This is a genomic window from Pelistega europaea (assembly GCF_013133775.1).
GTDB classification, from domain to species: Bacteria; Pseudomonadota; Gammaproteobacteria; order Burkholderiales; family Burkholderiaceae_B; genus Taylorella; species Taylorella europaea.
The window spans coordinates 153,880-170,738 of record NZ_JABGBO010000006.1 but is presented as its reverse complement, the minus strand read 5'-3'; the positions used below and the strand labels follow the sequence as shown (position 1 = coordinate 170,738).

The 16,859-nt window shown below is 43.1% G+C and carries 14 protein-coding genes; 5 read left to right on the top strand and 9 right to left on the bottom strand.

Annotation, left to right across the window (positions count from 1 at the left end; genetic code table 11):
• On the top strand, positions 1-487 hold a 487-nt coding region (locus HKX40_RS07060), incomplete at its 5' end, for a YadA-like family protein (protein WP_171588857.1).
• 696 nt (positions 488-1,183) lie between these two features.
• Here HKX40_RS07060 and HKX40_RS07055 read toward each other — a convergent pair.
• From HKX40_RS07055 to HKX40_RS07040, 4 genes are all read right to left on the bottom strand, one after another.
• Positions 1,184-2,191, bottom strand: a complete 1,008-nt coding sequence (locus HKX40_RS07055; RefSeq protein WP_171588856.1) for a tyrosine-type recombinase/integrase — start codon at positions 2,189-2,191, stop codon at positions 1,184-1,186.
• 180 nt (positions 2,192-2,371) lie between these two features.
• Positions 2,372-3,433 carry a 3-deoxy-7-phosphoheptulonate synthase AroG gene (gene aroG / locus HKX40_RS07050; RefSeq protein ID WP_171588855.1) on the bottom strand — a complete coding sequence of 354 codons (1,062 nt, stop codon included), beginning with the start codon at positions 3,431-3,433 and terminating at the stop codon, positions 2,372-2,374.
• 126 nt (positions 3,434-3,559) lie between these two features.
• Positions 3,560-3,835: a barstar family protein gene (locus HKX40_RS07045; RefSeq protein WP_171588854.1), complete on the bottom strand. Its 276-nt coding sequence runs from the start codon at positions 3,833-3,835 to the stop codon at positions 3,560-3,562.
• The gene (locus HKX40_RS07040) at positions 3,826-4,326 is read right to left on the bottom strand and encodes a ribonuclease domain-containing protein (RefSeq protein WP_171588853.1); all 501 of its coding nucleotides are present in this window, start codon (positions 4,324-4,326) and stop codon (positions 3,826-3,828) included. The genes HKX40_RS07045 and HKX40_RS07040 overlap by 10 nt, the downstream gene beginning before the upstream one ends.
• Positions 4,327-4,472: 146 nt before the next feature.
• On the opposite strand from HKX40_RS07040, the gene HKX40_RS07035 reads away from it, so the two are divergent.
• Positions 4,473-4,907 (top strand): hypothetical protein, encoded by a 435-nt coding sequence (locus HKX40_RS07035; RefSeq protein ID WP_171588852.1) that lies wholly within the window; start codon positions 4,473-4,475, stop codon positions 4,905-4,907.
• Positions 4,908-5,156: 249 nt separating this feature from the next.
• On the opposite strand, the gene HKX40_RS07030 is transcribed toward HKX40_RS07035, so the two are convergent.
• The gene (locus HKX40_RS07030; RefSeq protein WP_171588851.1) at positions 5,157-5,795 is read right to left on the bottom strand and encodes an RlmE family RNA methyltransferase; all 639 of its coding nucleotides are present in this window, start codon (positions 5,793-5,795) and stop codon (positions 5,157-5,159) included.
• A 27-nt stretch (positions 5,796-5,822) separates the two neighbouring features.
• Between HKX40_RS07030 and HKX40_RS07025 the strand changes: the two genes are divergently transcribed.
• Positions 5,823-6,428 (top strand): YhbY family RNA-binding protein, encoded by a 606-nt coding sequence (locus tag HKX40_RS07025; protein WP_171588850.1) that lies wholly within the window; start codon positions 5,823-5,825, stop codon positions 6,426-6,428.
• Between the two features lie 166 nt (positions 6,429-6,594).
• Here the strand turns inward: HKX40_RS07025 and greA are convergent, their stop codons facing one another.
• The 3 genes from greA to polA all read right to left on the bottom strand — a co-directional run bounded on the left by greA (position 6,595) and on the right by polA (position 11,556).
• On the bottom strand, positions 6,595-7,071 hold the full coding sequence (gene greA, locus HKX40_RS07020; protein ID WP_171588849.1) for a transcription elongation factor GreA: 477 nt from the start codon (positions 7,069-7,071) through the stop codon (positions 6,595-6,597).
• A gap of 136 nt (positions 7,072-7,207) precedes the next feature.
• On the bottom strand, positions 7,208-8,524 hold the full coding sequence (locus tag HKX40_RS07015) for a solute carrier family 23 protein (protein ID WP_171588848.1): 1,317 nt from the start codon (positions 8,522-8,524) through the stop codon (positions 7,208-7,210).
• A 311-nt stretch (positions 8,525-8,835) separates the two neighbouring features.
• Positions 8,836-11,556, bottom strand: a complete 2,721-nt coding sequence (gene polA / locus HKX40_RS07010) for a DNA polymerase I (protein ID WP_171588847.1) — start codon at positions 11,554-11,556, stop codon at positions 8,836-8,838.
• On the opposite strand from polA, the gene HKX40_RS07005 reads away from it, so the two are divergent.
• Positions 11,555-12,223 carry an LOG family protein gene (locus HKX40_RS07005; protein ID WP_171588846.1) on the top strand — a complete coding sequence of 223 codons (669 nt, stop codon included), beginning with the start codon at positions 11,555-11,557 and terminating at the stop codon, positions 12,221-12,223. The two genes, polA and HKX40_RS07005, sit on opposite strands and share 2 nt — an antisense overlap.
• Positions 12,224-12,637: 414 nt before the next feature.
• Positions 12,638-14,230, top strand: a complete 1,593-nt coding sequence (locus tag HKX40_RS07000; RefSeq protein WP_171588845.1) for an ATP-binding protein — start codon at positions 12,638-12,640, stop codon at positions 14,228-14,230.
• A gap of 835 nt (positions 14,231-15,065) precedes the next feature.
• Here HKX40_RS07000 and ptsP read toward each other — a convergent pair.
• A complete protein-coding gene (gene ptsP / locus HKX40_RS06995) occupies positions 15,066-16,823 on the bottom strand; it encodes a phosphoenolpyruvate--protein phosphotransferase (RefSeq protein ID WP_171588844.1) in 1,758 nt (585 codons plus the stop codon).
• Between the last annotated feature and the right edge of the window lie 36 nt (positions 16,824-16,859).

Below are 16,859 nucleotides of genomic sequence, written 5' to 3'. Positions count from 1 at the left end.
TCTTGAAGTAGAGACTGTTAAAGCCACTAAGAATATTCAAGTGGGTAATGTGAATATCACCAATGAGGGTGATCCACAATACCACGGGGATATGAATAACGTGATGAACGTCAGTGGTACAGATGGTCAACCTACCGTGATTACTGGTGTAGCAGATGGTATTGGACCAAACGATGCGGTAAATATGAACCAACTTTCTAGACTTGCAGGACAAGTAGGAGAGGTAGACCGCAAAGTTGAGAAATACAAACGTAACGCAAATGCAGGCACCGCGACAGCGATTGCGATTGCTAGCTTGCCACAAGCGGCAGATGCAGGCGCGAATATGTTGTCACTTGCTGGAGGTTCTTATGACGGAGAGACAGCAACAGCGATTGGTTTCTCTCGCCGCTCAGACAACGGCAAATTCATTATCAAGGCAAATGGTTCATTCAATAGCCGAGGTAAAGTAGGCGTTGGTGTCGGTGTTGGTTTCCAATGGAGATAATAGGACCAGAAACAGTCCTAATGGACTGTTTCGCGCCTATTATCTCGGAGAGCCTCTGGCTCGACGTGGGTCGCGGAGCCCCTCTGGGGCGACGTGGATCTCGGAGAGCCTCTGGCTCGACGTGGGGGAAATATGGACACGAAACCGTCAACTACTGACGGTTTTGTGCCTTATTTTCCGGAGGAGCTCTGCGACGACGTGGGCAAACGTAACAAAGAGACTTGCAGAAGGTTCGACAGTCGCTCGAACAGTGCTTCTAGTAGGGTTGCTTAGCAACCCTACTGAAGCAAACTCGCTTGGTGTCCGAACTTCTTACAGTCTCTTCGTTTGGCATTCATCGTCACAGAGAGCCTCTGGCTCACCGTAAAGATAACTTGCTAAGAAATAAAGAATTTGTTAGTATATAAGCCGAGTACTCAGGGGTACTTGACATTGTCTTTCCCCCTTTTGTACTACCTTAGTTTTTCAAGTAGCTCTAGGATTGCTATCACAATCTCTAATATCGCTACAACTAAGGTGAGTATTGAAATGATTTGCTCCATTTCTTTACTCCCTGGTTGTGTCCCCGAGTTCAAAGGTCCGGGGACTTCACCTAATAAGCGAGGAGTCGCGATCCTCGCTTATTGCTTTTTACTATACTGAAAATCATTATTTATGCAAACCAGTAGGACGAATTTATCCTACCTAATCTTTCCCCTACCCTAGTTTCTCCACTAGTGTCTCAGCTCCTTCCCGATAATAAATCATCAGTGTCTGCACATTCTTATGTCCAATAATTCTGGCAAGGTCCAGCACATTTAATTTCTTGGCTAATCGGGTAATGGCAGTGGCTCGTGCATCGTGAAAGGTAAATCCTTTTAACCCTGCTTTATCACGATACCTTCTAAAATTACTGTCTAATTGAGAGGGTTTGAGACGAAAAACAGTATCACTTGAGTTGTTAAGTCCACATTGCTGTAATAAATCTCTCGCAGTAGAGCTAAGTGGTACTTCTCGTATCCCCGAACGGGTTTTAGCGTTTTTAACTTTTAAAACTTTCCCTGATACAGAAATATCTTCCCATTTGAGTTTACAAATCTCCCCTGCCCTTAAGCCTGTCTCCAGTGCAAAAAGAAAAGCCACTATGGTTCGTAATTTAATGGTAGGTAATGCAATACCTTGACAATATCCCATAGTGGCTTTAAGTGTTTCTATTTCCCAGTCATAAATCAAGCGTTCCCTTGGTGGTTTGGCTGTTGGCTTTGTTAAGCCTATAAGTGGATTTTTAACTTTAAGATCCCATTCATTTTGCGCTATTTTATATACCATATTGATATGGCTCACTTCTTTGCGAATGGTAGTTCCTGAGACCTCTTCACTACGCCTTTTTATCCATCCCCGCATATCTGCCTTGGTAACATCAGACAGTGGTTTACTCACTATGGCAACATTATCACGCAGAAATTTTTGAATTCTATTTCTATCTTGTTTTTTAACTGGTGCTTGTAGTTTTTCATTAATGTAACGTTGGAAAATAAGCCTTAAAGTTATGTTATGTGATGCTTTTTTGTCTTGATGAACATCCAGTTCTTGGGTCTTTGCCACCACCCATGCCCGAAACTCTTTGGGACTGGTAAACGCCATTGAATAACGTTTATTTTGATATAACAATCTCATCACCATCTTAGTTTGATTAGTTTTCTGTATACCCACTGCTGTATTCATACAAACCTCAAAATAAGAAACTCTAACTAAAAATGGTTAATTTGTGCTACTCACTACTTCTACAGGATTTTGTACCAGCACATTTCCCATAAAAAAAGACAACCTAACTAGGTTGTCTCGAATTACTATCTCATACAGCAATCTCTAATGATATGAGACCAAGGTGAGAGAAAATAGTGATTAGTTCTTTACTTCTCGGCGGTTAGCAACAGCTCTAGCCAAGCGGGCAATAACTTCTTCTGTTGTATCCCAACCAATACATCCATCAGTGATACTTTGACCATAAACAAGAGGAACACCCTCCACATGATCTTGACGACCAGAAACTAAGTGAGACTCAATCATTACACCAAAGATGCGATTATCACCTGCCTCAATTTGTTGAGCAACATCTTCTAATACAAGAGGTTGATTCTCAGGCTTTTTAGAGCTATTAGCATGGCTGGCATCAATCATGACACGAGGACGTAAGCCTGATTTTTCTAATGCTTCACTCGCTGCCTGTACGAACTCTGCTTGGTAATTAGGCACTTTACCACCACGTAAAATAATATGGCAGTCTTCATTGCCTTTGGTCTTCACAATTGCAGAATGACCTCCTTTAGTCACTGATAGAAAGTGATGGGGAGATGAGGCTGCTTTAATTGCATCAATAGCAATACGGACATTGCCGTCAGTGCCATTTTTAAAGCCAACAGGGCAAGACAAACCAGAAGCCAACTCACGATGTACCTGACTCTCTGTAGTACGTGCACCAATCGCCCCCCAAGAGACGAGGTCCGCAATATACTGTGGTGTAATCATATCAAGGTACTCGCAACCAGCAGGTAAGCCCTTTTCATTAATTTCTAACAGTAATTGGCGAGCAATGCGTAGACCCTTGTTAATATTAAAACTGTGATCTAAGTCTGGGTCATTGATTAGCCCCTTCCAGCCAACAGTAGTACGGGGTTTCTCGAAGTACACACGCATCACGATTTCAAGCGTGTCTTTGTACTGTTCACGCAAAACTTTGAGACGATCTGCATATTCTAAAGCTGCTTTAGGATCGTGAATAGAACAGGGACCTACTACTACTACAAGACGATCGTCCTGACCAGTCAAAACATCATGGATAGTATGGCGTGCCCGATGTACCACATGAGAGGCTGCTACAGAAATGGGAAACTCACGCATCAAGTGTGATGGGGGACTTAACTCTCTAATTTCATGAATCCGAATATCGTCAGTATTGTATGACACATCAATCTCCTACTAAATCCTACTATCCTACCACAGCCCCTCTTATCCCTCTTCTTTTCTTACAATAAAGTCTCACTTCGTTGTATCTTTACTACAGTTATTGATGAAAACTTAACCTTCTTGCCACTAATCAAGATATACAAAAAAATCAGGGCGCATACGCTGCAAGTCTCGAAAAACATTTATTATTCTTTGAACCTTATCCTCTCCCAGTTGTTGAAAGGCTACCTGATGATTAGGCCAATAAATAAAAATCGGACCTTCTACATCTGCGCTTAAGCTATCAAACAAAGCATCAAGATTATGAGCCATATATTGTGGCAAATTTAGGCTATGTACCATGTGCTGATAAAACTGTGACATTGATTCTACTTTTACTAACTCACACACTTTTACTGACATGCTGGCACCTTATGAAATTGTTGATAGTGATTAATGGTGACATATTGATCGCCCTGGCGACTAAACACAATCCGTTTAGCATTACGCTTTTCTCCATGATAATCTAAATCAGCTTCCTTCCAGTCACCTGCGGGTAAGCGTTGTTCATAGTTACCGAAACGATCACCTCCTATAGACTTTCCTTGTAAGGCAGGTATACGATTAAAAGCCATGCCTGGTGTCCAGCCTAATTGACGCGCTTTTTGCTTGGTTACAAAATAGGCTGGTAGTTGGTGTTGTCGTTGTAAGGTCCGCACAATATCAACTAACTGTGCAGTATCAATCTGTCCATCTAATACGTCCTGATTAAAATGAGCAAGCACCACCTCACAAGTAGAAGATTGCCCTTGTTCGTCAGAAAAGATAGGAGACGTGGATTTACCTAATGCATAGGCAAAAAATCCTAAAAATAGGCTTAAAACAATAAGTAAAAAATGCTTCTTTCGGTGCATGATTATTCATCATTGTTAAACAAATATACCAATTATACAACGATAATTTCTCATTGATAGATGGCTCTTAACCGTGTAAACTAGCGGGTTTAGCTTAAATTACTTTAAACTTAAAACTTTATTTACTAAAAAGAAGTTTATTTAAAATGAAATCTACTCACAAACTATTTATTCTTATAGTAATTATTGCCATTGTGGCAGTCATAGCATGGAAAGTTCTAGGCACCAAAGAAACATCTTCTGTATCTCAAGCAAATGCTACTGATACCAGCCCCTTCTCTCCTGAGAAGCTTTGTTTACCTGCTAGTCAGATTGTTGCCACTTTACTTGATATGCACACAAATCATCAAACATTGGATCAGGCAATTACTTATCTACATGACAAGGCATCTCTTTCTTCTCAAGCATTGGAGATATTTAGTCAATATGCAACCGAGCTATGGAAAGAACCAGTAGACAAATTCAATAAAAAAGAACAAGTTAGTCTATTCTATACTGCATGTCTAAGTATGGTTCAGCAAAGCCTACAAGAAAAAGCATCGCATCAGGCTGGACAAACTTCTAACGTGCCAGCACAGTGATGTGAAAACATTACTTTTTTAGTATCTTCTTCACTAAAAACACACCTATGGGTATTGCCAATCTCCCTAAAGAAATACGCCCATAGGTGCGACCTGATAAATGCCATTCTATATCCAAGAAGTGCTATATTAGCCCCCAACCTTGCTGTCCAGCTGCTGTTAAAATTAATCATTCAGCTCCCGCAATATTGGTGCCCAGCTATACGGGCAGTTTCAAGATAAGGCCTGTTTGTCCAAGACTCAACCTTTTCATTTTACCTTTAAACCTTTACCAATAATAAAAGTCTCGGCAGACTTATCACGAGAGGCTTTAGGCTTACGCTCTACTACACGCTTAAAGTGACGTTTAAATAATTCTACAAGTTGTGAAAATCCGCTACCATGAAATGCTTTGACAATTAAGGCTCCCTCTGGTTTTAAGTGATTTATTGCAAAATCTACTGCTAGCTCTACAATGTGCTGAATACGTGCAGAATCAGCTGAACTAATACCTGATAAATTAGGTGCCATGTCAGAAATAACTAAATCAACTTGCTGTTCACCCACTTTTTCTTTAAGCTGATCCAAAACCTCATCTTCACGAAAATCCCCCTGAATAAACTCTACACCTGCGATGGGTTCCATGGGTAGAATATCCAAAGCAATCACACGTCCATCAATCACTCCTCCTGGCCCAAGTAATCTTTCTCGTGCTACTTGTGACCAACTGCCCGGAGAGGAACCTAAATCCACTATAATATCTCCCTTGCGCATAAGCTTTTCTGTGTCTAAAATCTCAATAAGCTTAAAAGCTGCGCGTGCTCGATAACCTTTTTGTTGAGCCATTTTGACGTATGGATCATTAATATGTTGATGAATCCATTCTTTTGAGAATTTCTTTTTGGCCATTGCCTAAAACCCTAGTGAATAATAAATATGTCTATAACTGAATTATCTTCTAAAGAGCGCAGTGTATTACGTGCTGCTGCTCATGCCTTAAAACCTACTGTACAAGTTGGTGAGAATAACGGTCTCACCCCTGCTGTATTAAAAGAAATTGACCTCAGTTTAACCGCTCATGGTCTTATTAAGGTACGCGTCGCTGGAGATGACCGCGAAAACCGTCTTATGATTCTCCAAGCTATCTGTGCTGAACTAGGCTGCGTAAGTGTTGCACACTTTGGTAAGGTATTAACCCTCTTTCGCTTTGCCCCTCAACATGCCCACTTATTAGCAGGGGCAAAACCTCCAGTTGAGCGAAGTAAACGTCTACCCAACGAAGAGTATACACCCAAGAAGCTCGCTGCAGCAGGCAAGACGATTAAAGATAAAAAACGCAAATCCGTAGCCCCTAAAGCCAATGATGAGCTTGTTAAAAAACCTAGTAAACCCACCATTCCTGTACGTAGTAGTATTCGCACTGAAGAGCGCACAACTGCACGTCGTGGTGCTGGCCGTACTGTTGTTTCACGCTCTACACGTTCAGCCTCTCGCCGTACAGGTAGTGCATTAACACTTCGAGCTGGTCGTCGCGGACGTTAATCCTCACAATAAAACGCTTGCTAGAGCATCCAACAAGCGTTTTATTGAATCACCAGACTACTACCACAGCATTGTCATTGAGTAGTGGTCTTCTTAAACCAACATATCACTACAGCAGCATTGTCATTGGATAGAGGTCTTCTTGTGGCACAACCCTCATTTTAGCTTAGATATACTCTACTGATAAAATCTCAAACTCTCGCTCTCCTGATGGGACACGCACTTGGATAAGGTCTCCCTCGTATTTACCAATAAGAGCACGTGCTACCGGGCTTGAAATAGAAATTAAATTCTGACGAATATCTGCTTCTAAATCGCCCACGATTTGGTATTTTACTTCATCGCCACTTTCTTGGTCTTCTAGTGTTACGGTTGCACCAAATACAATACGTCCATCTGTCTCAAGAACAGTTGGGTCAATTACTTGGGCATTAGACAATACTCCATCAAGCTCTTTAATACGCCCCTCAATAAACGCCTGACGCTCACGAGCCGCCTCGTACTCAGCGTTTTCAGATAAATCACCTTGGGCACGAGCTTCTGCGATAGCCTCAATCACAGCAGGACGTTCAACTGATTTTAAACGAGTTAATTCTTCGTATAAACGCTTAACACCTGCTGCCGTTAATGGTATTGCTGCCATAAAACTTCCTTTGGTTAGAATTTAAATTATTCGAGACTTGATAAAATGAAAACGCTCTGCATACATCATGCAGAGCGCTTAAAAACCTATATTATAGAGATATTCTCCTAAAAATCAAGTGACTTTCCTCTATTGATTAAATAGGTTCATCAGATTTTTTGCGATTTAATAATGCATAAAGAATAATCGCACCAAATGTTGCTGTACCAATACCCTCTAAACGGAATCCTCCCATATCTAGGGTAAAGTTACCTGCTCCCATAATAAGGGTAACTGCAGCTACGATAAGGTTCTTGTTATCAGAGAAATCAACGTTATTAATCACCCAGATACGAGCACCAGCAACAGCAATCAAGCCGAATACAACGACAGAGACACCTCCCAATACTGGGCCAGGGATACTGTGAATCAATGCACCAAACTTAGGCGAAAAACCAAGAATAATTGCAAAAAATGCTGTAACAACAAATAATAAAGTTGAATATACACGAGTCACTGCCATGACACCAATATTTTCAGCATATGTTGTCACACCAGTCCCTCCCACAGAGCCTGACACCATAGTAGCGACACCATCACCTACAAAGGCACGACCTAAATATTGATCAAGATCCTGCCCTGTCATCGCACTCACGGCACGGATATGACCAAGGTTCTCTGCAACCAAAATGACAGCAACAGGAACAATGACTGTAATTGCTCCTAGCTCAAATTTAGGGGTGCTTAATGTAGGCAAACCAAACCAAGGAGCTGCTTGTAGTTCTGTAAAATCAATCGGCTTACCATAACCAAGCATATTGGTAAAGAAGAAATACACCACATAAGAAACCATCAACCCTACTAGGATAAGTAGACGTTGGACAGACCCCTTAGTAAATACAGCCACCAACCCCACGCAGAAGATAGTCATAATGGACATCAATGCGTCAAATGTCGTGCCACTAGCCATTGCTCCTTGTGCCGCAATAGGAGCAAGGTTAAGCCCAATAACCGCAACAATCGCTCCGGTTACTACAGGGGGCATCAACTTTTCAATCCAAGCCGACGCATGTCCCTTGGTATTGAGGGCCCAAACCAACACACCAATCAATGTATAAACTAGGCCGCACATGATAATGGCACCAAGTGCTACTCCAATGTTTGGATTTAATCCTGCACCAGCAGTGTAACCTGTCACTGATACTACACCACCAATAAAAGCAAAACTAGAACCTAAATAACTCGGTACTCGACCTTTTACAAATAAGAAAAAGATTAAGGTACCAATACCTGACATCAATATGGCCAAGTTAGCATCAAACCCCATTAATAAAGGCGCCAACACGGTAGAACCGAACATCGCTACCACATGTTGTGCGCCCATGAGCAAAGTTTGACCAACTGGTAAATATTCATCGGGTGCTACAATGGCACCGGGCGTTGTTTGCTTACGCCAAGTGGGAAAATATGACATACCAAGTTCCTAAAAGAGAAGTGTGTGAGAAATGTTTGCTCGCCATTGACCAATACTTAAGCCATGACAGCCTAGGCAAACTTCCCGATTATACACGGTTTTCTTGGCTTTGTGCTCTCTGCTGTCTATGGCAAAGTTTTACAGCACAATCTGATAGAATATGGTGCAAAACAAAGGCAAATTAATGTATATCACTTGCTGAATATGCTTCAACATTGAGTACTCAAGTTGCAGGTTAAGGGCAAATTAATGCATATCACTTGCTGAATATGCTTCAGCATTGAGTACTCAAGTTGCAGTGCAAAGGCAAATTAATGAGCATCACCCCAGTTCTTTCCTTCCCCTACCTCTGCAAGCAATGGCACAGCTAAATTAGCCACTTCTGCCATCAAACGGGGCAAATGCTCTCGCACTCGTGTAGCTTCATCATCTTTCACCTCAAGTACTAACTCATCGTGTACCTGCATAATCATTCTCGAGGTTAATCCTTGTTCTGCTAACCAATTCTGCACAGCCACCATTGCTTTTTTAATTAAATCAGCAGCTGTCCCTTGCATCGGTGCATTAATCGCCGCTCGCTCTGCTGCCGCCTTACGCGGTCCCTTGGCTCCTTTAATTTCAGGCAACCACAAACGACGACCAAATACGGTTTCTACATAGCCCAGCTCATTGGCCTTTGCACGCGTTTTCTCCATATAAGCAGCAACCCCAGGATAACGCGCAAAATAGCGAGCTATATAATTCTGAGCAGCCTCTCTTGTAATACCCAAATTACTCGCTAAACCAAATGCCCCCATGCCATAGATGAGACCAAAGTTAATGGCCTTGGCCGCTCGGCGCTGTTCAGATGTCACAGCCTCCAAACTCACCCCAAACACCTCTGCTGCTGTCGCTCGGTGAATATCTTTGCCCTCAGCAAATGCTTTTTGTAAATTAGCATCACCTGATAAATGGGCCATCACACGCAACTCAATCTGTGAATAGTCAGCCGACATAATGTGAAAACCCTGCTCGGCAATAAATGCTTTACGCACACGACGTCCCTCCTCGGTGCGAATAGGGATGTTTTGTAAATTGGGATCAGAAGAAGATAAACGTCCTGTCACCACAGCAGCTTGTGCATAATTGGTATGTACTCTCCCTGTACCAGCAAAAATCATTTGTGGTAACTTATCTGTATACGTGGATTTTAATTTTGCCAAACTGCGATACTCTAAAATCAGTTTAGGCAAAGGATAGTCCTGTGCTAGTTTGGTTAATGTCTCTTCATCTGTCGAAGGAGCTCCTTTGCTGGTTTTGCTCAATACAGGGAGGTGCAACTTATCAAATAGCACTTCTCCTAATTGTTTGGGGGAGTTAAGGTTAAATTCCTGCCCTGCTAATTCAAACGCCTGTCCTTCTAGCACTGTTAGGCGTTGTCCCAACTCCATAGACTGAGTGAATAACTCTTGCTCATCAAGTTTTACCCCTACTCTCTCCATAGCCAATAGTACAGGCCAAACCTGCATTTCTAATGCATAAGTCTGTTGATACCCTATATTTGCTTCAATGCGAGGTAATAGCACCTGTGCCACTTGGAAAGTAAAATCAGCATCTTCACAAGCATATTGGGTCGCTTTGTCCAAAGGTACTTGATCAAAGGTAATAGCACTGGCTCCTTTACCGCAAATCTCTTCAAAACTCAGCCCCTTGCGCCCTAAGTAGCGGGATGCCAACTCTTCTAAATTCACTTTTTGATGAGAGGCTAATACATATGCCATCAGCATAGTATCATGTTTAACGCCTCGCAATGTGATGCCCTCATTGGCCAATACATGGGCATCAAATTTTGCATTTTGAAGAATTTTAGTGGGCTTATCGCTCTCTAACCAAGACCTAAACAGCGTAAGCACCTGTTTTTTATCCAACTGTTGATCCATCAACCCTGTATGGGCAAGCGGAATATACCATGCCTGACCTACCTTTATAGACAACGATATACCCACCAGTTTTGCCTGCATACTGTCAAGACTATTGGTCTCAGTATCAAATGCAACCGCCTCTGCTGCTTGGATAGCTTTTAAACAAGCCTGGAGTTGCTCATCCGTATTCACCATCTCATACTGCACTGTTGTTGGCACTTCTGGTAGGTTTTCTTCGATGCGTGCATCTTGGGTTGGAATCGCATTAGCATCTCCAGACACTTCGCGTAAAAAAGTCTTGAAACCAAAGCGGTTAAATAAGGCTATTAGTTTTTCTTTGTCTTCGGGTTTAGGCTGTAACTGCTCAAACCCTGTATAAAACTCACTCATATCGCAATCACGCTTAATCGTAATAAGCTGACGCGTTAAATCAAACTGTCCAATGGCTTTACGGAAATTTTCACCAATTTTTCCTGTCAGTTTATCTGCATTGGCAATCAAATTATCCAAGTTGCCATACTCTCCAAGCCATTTCGCTGCCGTTTTTTCCCCCACTTTTTCTACACCTGGGACATTGTCTACCTTGTCACCAACTAGCATCAAAAAATCAATAATCTGCTCTGGATAAACACCAAATTTTTGTTTAACTCCGTCACGGTCAAGACGCTCTCCGGTCATGGTGTTAATAAGGCTAATATGGTCATCTACCAGTTGTGCAATATCTTTATCGCCTGTAGAAATAATTGTTTTGACATCATTTTGTCTTGCAATTTCTGCTAAAGTAGCAATGATGTCATCGGCTTCTACCCCTGGTTGGGCAATAACAGGCCAACCCAGTGCCGTAATTGTCTCGTAAATAGGCTCTATCTGCACGCGTAAGTCGTCTGGCATCGGTGGGCGTTGTCCCTTATAATCAGGATAGAGTTCATCTCTGAAAGTTTTACCGGGTGCATCAAAAACGCACACCATGTAATCAGGATGAAAGTCCTGCTGAATTCTGCGCATCATGTTAATCATGCCAAAAATCGCCCCTGTCGGCTCTTGTGCTTGGTTACGCAGATTGGGCATCGCATAATAGGCACGGTACAAGTAACTGGAACCATCAACAAGTAATAAGGTTTTATTTTTCATGATTGACTTAAGAGCATCTACAATTAAAGGACAGATTAAAGAAATCTCTGAGGAACTCGCTGACTCCGCAGAGCATCTCCGTGAATTAACCAAAGCTGTTAGTATCTTTGGTAGTGCCCGTACTAAACCCGATAATCTCTACTATACCAAGACGTTAGAAATTAGTCGTGGATTAGCACAGGCTGGTTTTAGCATTATATCAGGTGGCGGACCTGGGATTATGGAAGCTGCAAATAAAGGCTGTCATGAAGCCGGGGGTACTAGTGTCGGTTTATGCATTAAGCTACCTTTTGAGACCAAGGACAATGTTTACTTATCGCACAGCGTCTCGTTTAAATACTTTATGTCTCGTAAAACCACATTCTTTATGAATAGCTGGGCATATATCATCATGCCCGGTGGGTTTGGTACGCTAGATGAGCTTTTTGAAGCACTGACGCTAATTCAAACTCGTAAAGCTAACAAAGCACCTATCATCTTTGTCGGTCATGAGTTCTGGGCTGATTTATTGCGATTCTTTGAGACTGGTTTATTGGCTAATGGTTATATCTCACCCGAAGACTTACAACTTTATACAGTGACTGACGATCCTGTTGAGGTGGTGCGTATTGTGCAAAAAGCCTATGAGGAAAATGCAAATCAGCCACACAAACTCGGACTCTGTTAATGCTCATTTGCAGTGAAACGTATATAGCAAAAAGAACCCTAACGGACTATTTGTGCCACATTATCTGAGGAGCTCTGCAACGAAGTGGGTGCGATGACAAAGCGAGTTTGGCGAACGAAGTGAGACACTGTCTGAGCGACTCACGCGTTCATGCAGCTACCTGTGTGCAAATGAAATCAGCGGCACTGAAAACACCATCAACGCAACCACAGACAAGCACAGGCAGCGGAGATGAACGCGATGACAAAGCGAGTTTGGCGAACGAAGTAAGACACTGTTTGAGCGACTCACGCGTTCATGCAGCTACCTGTGCGTAAATAAAATCAGCGGCACTGAAAGTGTCATAGCAGCACTTCATCCGGTATAGACCACTTAGCATGCTAAAATACCACCACAAGACACCGCCAAGGAGTGATGATGACAATTCAAAATACAGAGAAAAAACTGCTTCCTATTGGGATTTCTAGTTTCTCCGATTTGCGCGAGATGGATTACTACTATGTCGACAAAACGCCCTTGATTATTGATTTAATCACTTCTTCTCGCTTTGTCTTTCTCTCCCGCCCTCGTCGCTTTGGTAAAAGCCTCACACTGGATACTATGGCGGAGTTGTTTTCTGGGAACAAAACATTATTTGAAGGCTTATATGCCGAAAACAATTGGGACTGGGACACCACCTACCCTGTGATTCGTTTGTCGTTTGCAGGGGAAGTAGAGCAGCATGATATTGAAGAACTGCGCATCATTATTCAAGATAGCATAGAGGACAATGCTCACCGGCTTCAAGTACCATTACAAAAAGACGATATTAATTTAGGCTTGGGGCGAGCATTTAAAAAATTAATTCAAAAAACAGAGCAACACTATGGACAAAAAGTCGTTGTTCTTATCGACGAATACGACAAACCCATCATCGATAATCTGGACAATTCAGAAATCGCCTCCGAAGTGCGAGGTCTTTTAAAATCCCTCTATTCTCAGATTAAAGATTTATCAGGCAGCATTCGCTTTGCTATGCTGACAGGTGTCTCTAAGTTTGGGCAAATGAGCTTATTCTCTGGACTAAACAATCTTGAAGACATCACCCTACGTGCGAAGTATTCAGCGTTATGCGGTTACACCCAAGAGGAACTGGAATCTGTCTTCGCCCCTGAGTTACAAGGCGTGGACTTAGAGCAAGTCAAGTTCTGGTATAACGGCTATAACTGGACAGGGGAAAGTGTCTACAATCCTTTTGATATTCTGTTATTTTTTAAAGGCGGCTGTGCCTTTGATAACTACTGGATGAGTACTGGGGGCAATGCTTCTTTCTTGATGAAACTGCTCACCAGTAATGAGTTCTCTCTTGCTGACATCACTCGTATCGCAGAAACCTCTGATCTACTCGCCTCAGTCGATGTGGGTAGCCTACACCCTATTCCTGTCCTCTTTCAAACAGGCTATCTCACGATTGATAAAGTCTTTGAAGAACCAGGTTATTTACGCCAATATACCCTCAAGTTTCCAAACTACGAAGTCCGTCAATCCCTCAGTAGCAAATGGCTGCAAGAAGTCCTCAAACTAGACGGTAGAAAAGCAATTAGCGATTTACGCAAATGCTTACGTGATGGCGATATTGCACAATTACAGCAACTGATTAAAAGTGCTATCGCCAGTATCCCTAGCGATGCTTATAGACGCAATAATATCGCCCAGTTTGAAGGCCATTGGCAAAGCGCCATTGGAATGTTCTTCGCCGGTGCCTGCGCTGACTTTATCATGGAAGACGCTTCTTCTCAAGGACGAGCCGATTTAGTTGCTATTGAGCAGGGCAATGTGTATATCTTTGAGTTCAAAGTGAAACAAGCGGGTACTGCTCAAGAAGCACTGGAGCAGATTAAAGAGCGCAATTATGCGGAAAAATACCGAGCTGAGGCAAAACAAATCTTTGAAATCGGCGTCAGCTTCGATGAAGCCACCAGAGCGGTAAATTTTGCTATCAACACCGCCACAAATGAGTACAGGTAGCGGAGATGAATGCGATGACAAAGCGAGTTTGGCGAACGAAGTGAGACACTGTTCGAGCGACTCACGCATTCATGCAGCTACCTGTGCGTAAATGAAAGCAGCAACACAGACACATTATCTGAGGAGCTCTGCGACGAAGTGTGTGCAACACTGTTTGAGCGACTCACGCGTTCATGCAGCTACCTGTGCGTAAATGAAATCAGCGGCACTGAAAATACCATCAACGCAACCACCAGCGAACACAGGCAGCGGAGATGAACGCGATGACAAAGCGAGTTTGGCGAACGAAGTGAGACACTGTTCGAGCGACTCACACGTTCATGCAGCTACCTGTGCGCAAATAAAATCAGCGGCACTGAAAATACCATCAACGCAACCACCAGCGAACACAGGCAGCGGAGATGAACGCGATGACAAAGCGAGTTTGGCGAACGAAGTGAGACACTGTTCGAGCGACTCACGCGTTCATGCAGCTACCTGTGCGCAAATAAAATCAGCGGTATAGAAAATACCATCAGCGCAACCACAGACAAGCACAGGCAGCGGAGATGAATGCGGTGACAAAGCGAGTTTGGCGAACGAAGTGAGACACTGTTCGAGCGACTCACGCGTTCATGCAGCTACCTGTGTATAAGTAAAATCAGCGGTATAGAAAATACCATCAGCGCAACCACAGACAAGCACAGGTAGCGAAGATGAATGCGATGACAAAGCGAGTTTGGCGAACGAAGTGAGACACTGTTTGAGCGACTCACGCGTTCATGCAGCTACCTGTGTATAAGTAAAATCAGCGGCACTGAAAGTGTCATAGTGGCACTTTCTCAACAGCGAAATACTACGCCGCATTAACCGCATCTAAATCAATCGCTACACCATAGTTCAATGTATTTGCCACTCGTGTCCGCAGTACATTAGTGTGCGATTGACGAACAATTTGCTTAACCTCTGGCACATGAGCAGGGTGCATAGAGAAACTCTTTAACCCTAAACCTAGCAACAACTTCGTATACTGCGTATCCCCTGCCATCTCACCACAAACACACACAGGCTTGCCCGCCCTATCCCCTGCCTGAATCGTATTATGAATAAGACGTAACACAGCAGGATGCACAGAATCATATAGTCCTACCACCTCATCATCTACACGGTCGACTGCCAAGGTATACTGAATTAAATCATTAGTACCGATAGACACAAAATCAAGCTCTTTCAGGAAAGGTTCAATCGCAATAGCAATAGCAGGAATTTCTACCATAGCCCCCAGCTCAATCTTGTCACTAATCTCATAGCCCTCGGCCATCAACTCATTTTGGGCTTGAGTGAGATAGCGCTTAACCTCTTGCACTTCATGCATGTGAGAAATCATCGGAATTAAAATTCGCAAACGCCCATGAATGGAGGCACGTAATAAGGCGCGCAACTGTGTCAGAAACATTTCTGGATGGGCAAGACAATAACGTACCGCACGTAATCCCAAGGCTGGATTCACCGCTACTGTAGCATCATCGTGCAAAGTCTTGTCCGAGCCTATATCTAATGTACGAATCGTGACAGCCTTTTCTCCCATGGTTTTTAGCACAGATGAATACGCCTTGTATTGTTCCTCCTCGCTTGGTAAAGAATCGCGATTCATAAACAAAAATTCACTACGATACAAACCTATCCCCGTAGCCCCCATAGCAAGCACTTCTGCCGCCTCTTCAGGAAGCTCAATATTACCTTCTAACTCAATAAAAACGCCATCTACCGTTACTGCTGGTTCGTCTTTTTGCAGTAGTAAAAACTCACGTTCGGTTTCTTGTTGACGTTGTTTCTGGCGATACTGAGCCAAAATCAGTGGGGAGGGATTTACAATCACTAAACCTGCATCCCCATCAACAATCAACACCTCTCTATCACGCACCAAGGAGCGAACATTCTTCATACCGACTACAGCAGGCACATGCATACTTCTTGCCACAATAGCGGTATGAGATGTTGGCCCCCCTGCATCGGTGATAAAAGCAGCAAAGTGCTTGGCTCGCAAATTCAGCATATCCGCTGGGGAAATATCATGAGCAACAACAATAAAGGGTAAATCATCTTCATCATGATCTGGAAGGTTTTGTAAATCAAAACTTTTAACCCCAGCTAAAAACGACAACACTCGCTCAATCACTTGTGTCACATCACTTGCTCTTTCACGCAAGTATTCATCATCCATTTGCCCGAATTGATCGGCAAGAATCTGCCCTTGTGTAGACAAAGCCCACTCGGCATTGTAGCGACGTGTCCGGATAATTTCTTTAATCTCGCTTGCTAGCATAGGATCCGCTAGCAACATACTATGCACGGTTAGAACGGGTGCCAACTCCATTGGTGCATCTTCGGGAAGATTATTCTTGATGTATTCTAGGTCCTCTGCCACTGCCTGTAATGCATGATCTAGACGAGCACATTCGTTATCAATATCTTCGGGAGCAATAAGATGGTGTTTGACCTCTAGTAGTGCCGCCCCCATGATGACGGCATGACCAATAGCAATCCCTTTAGCCACTCCTTTGCCATGAAGTGCCACCACTGCTGTTGAACTTGTTGTTATAGTATCCATCATCTTTACTCGCTTATCTTGATTACCGCGGAGCCTACA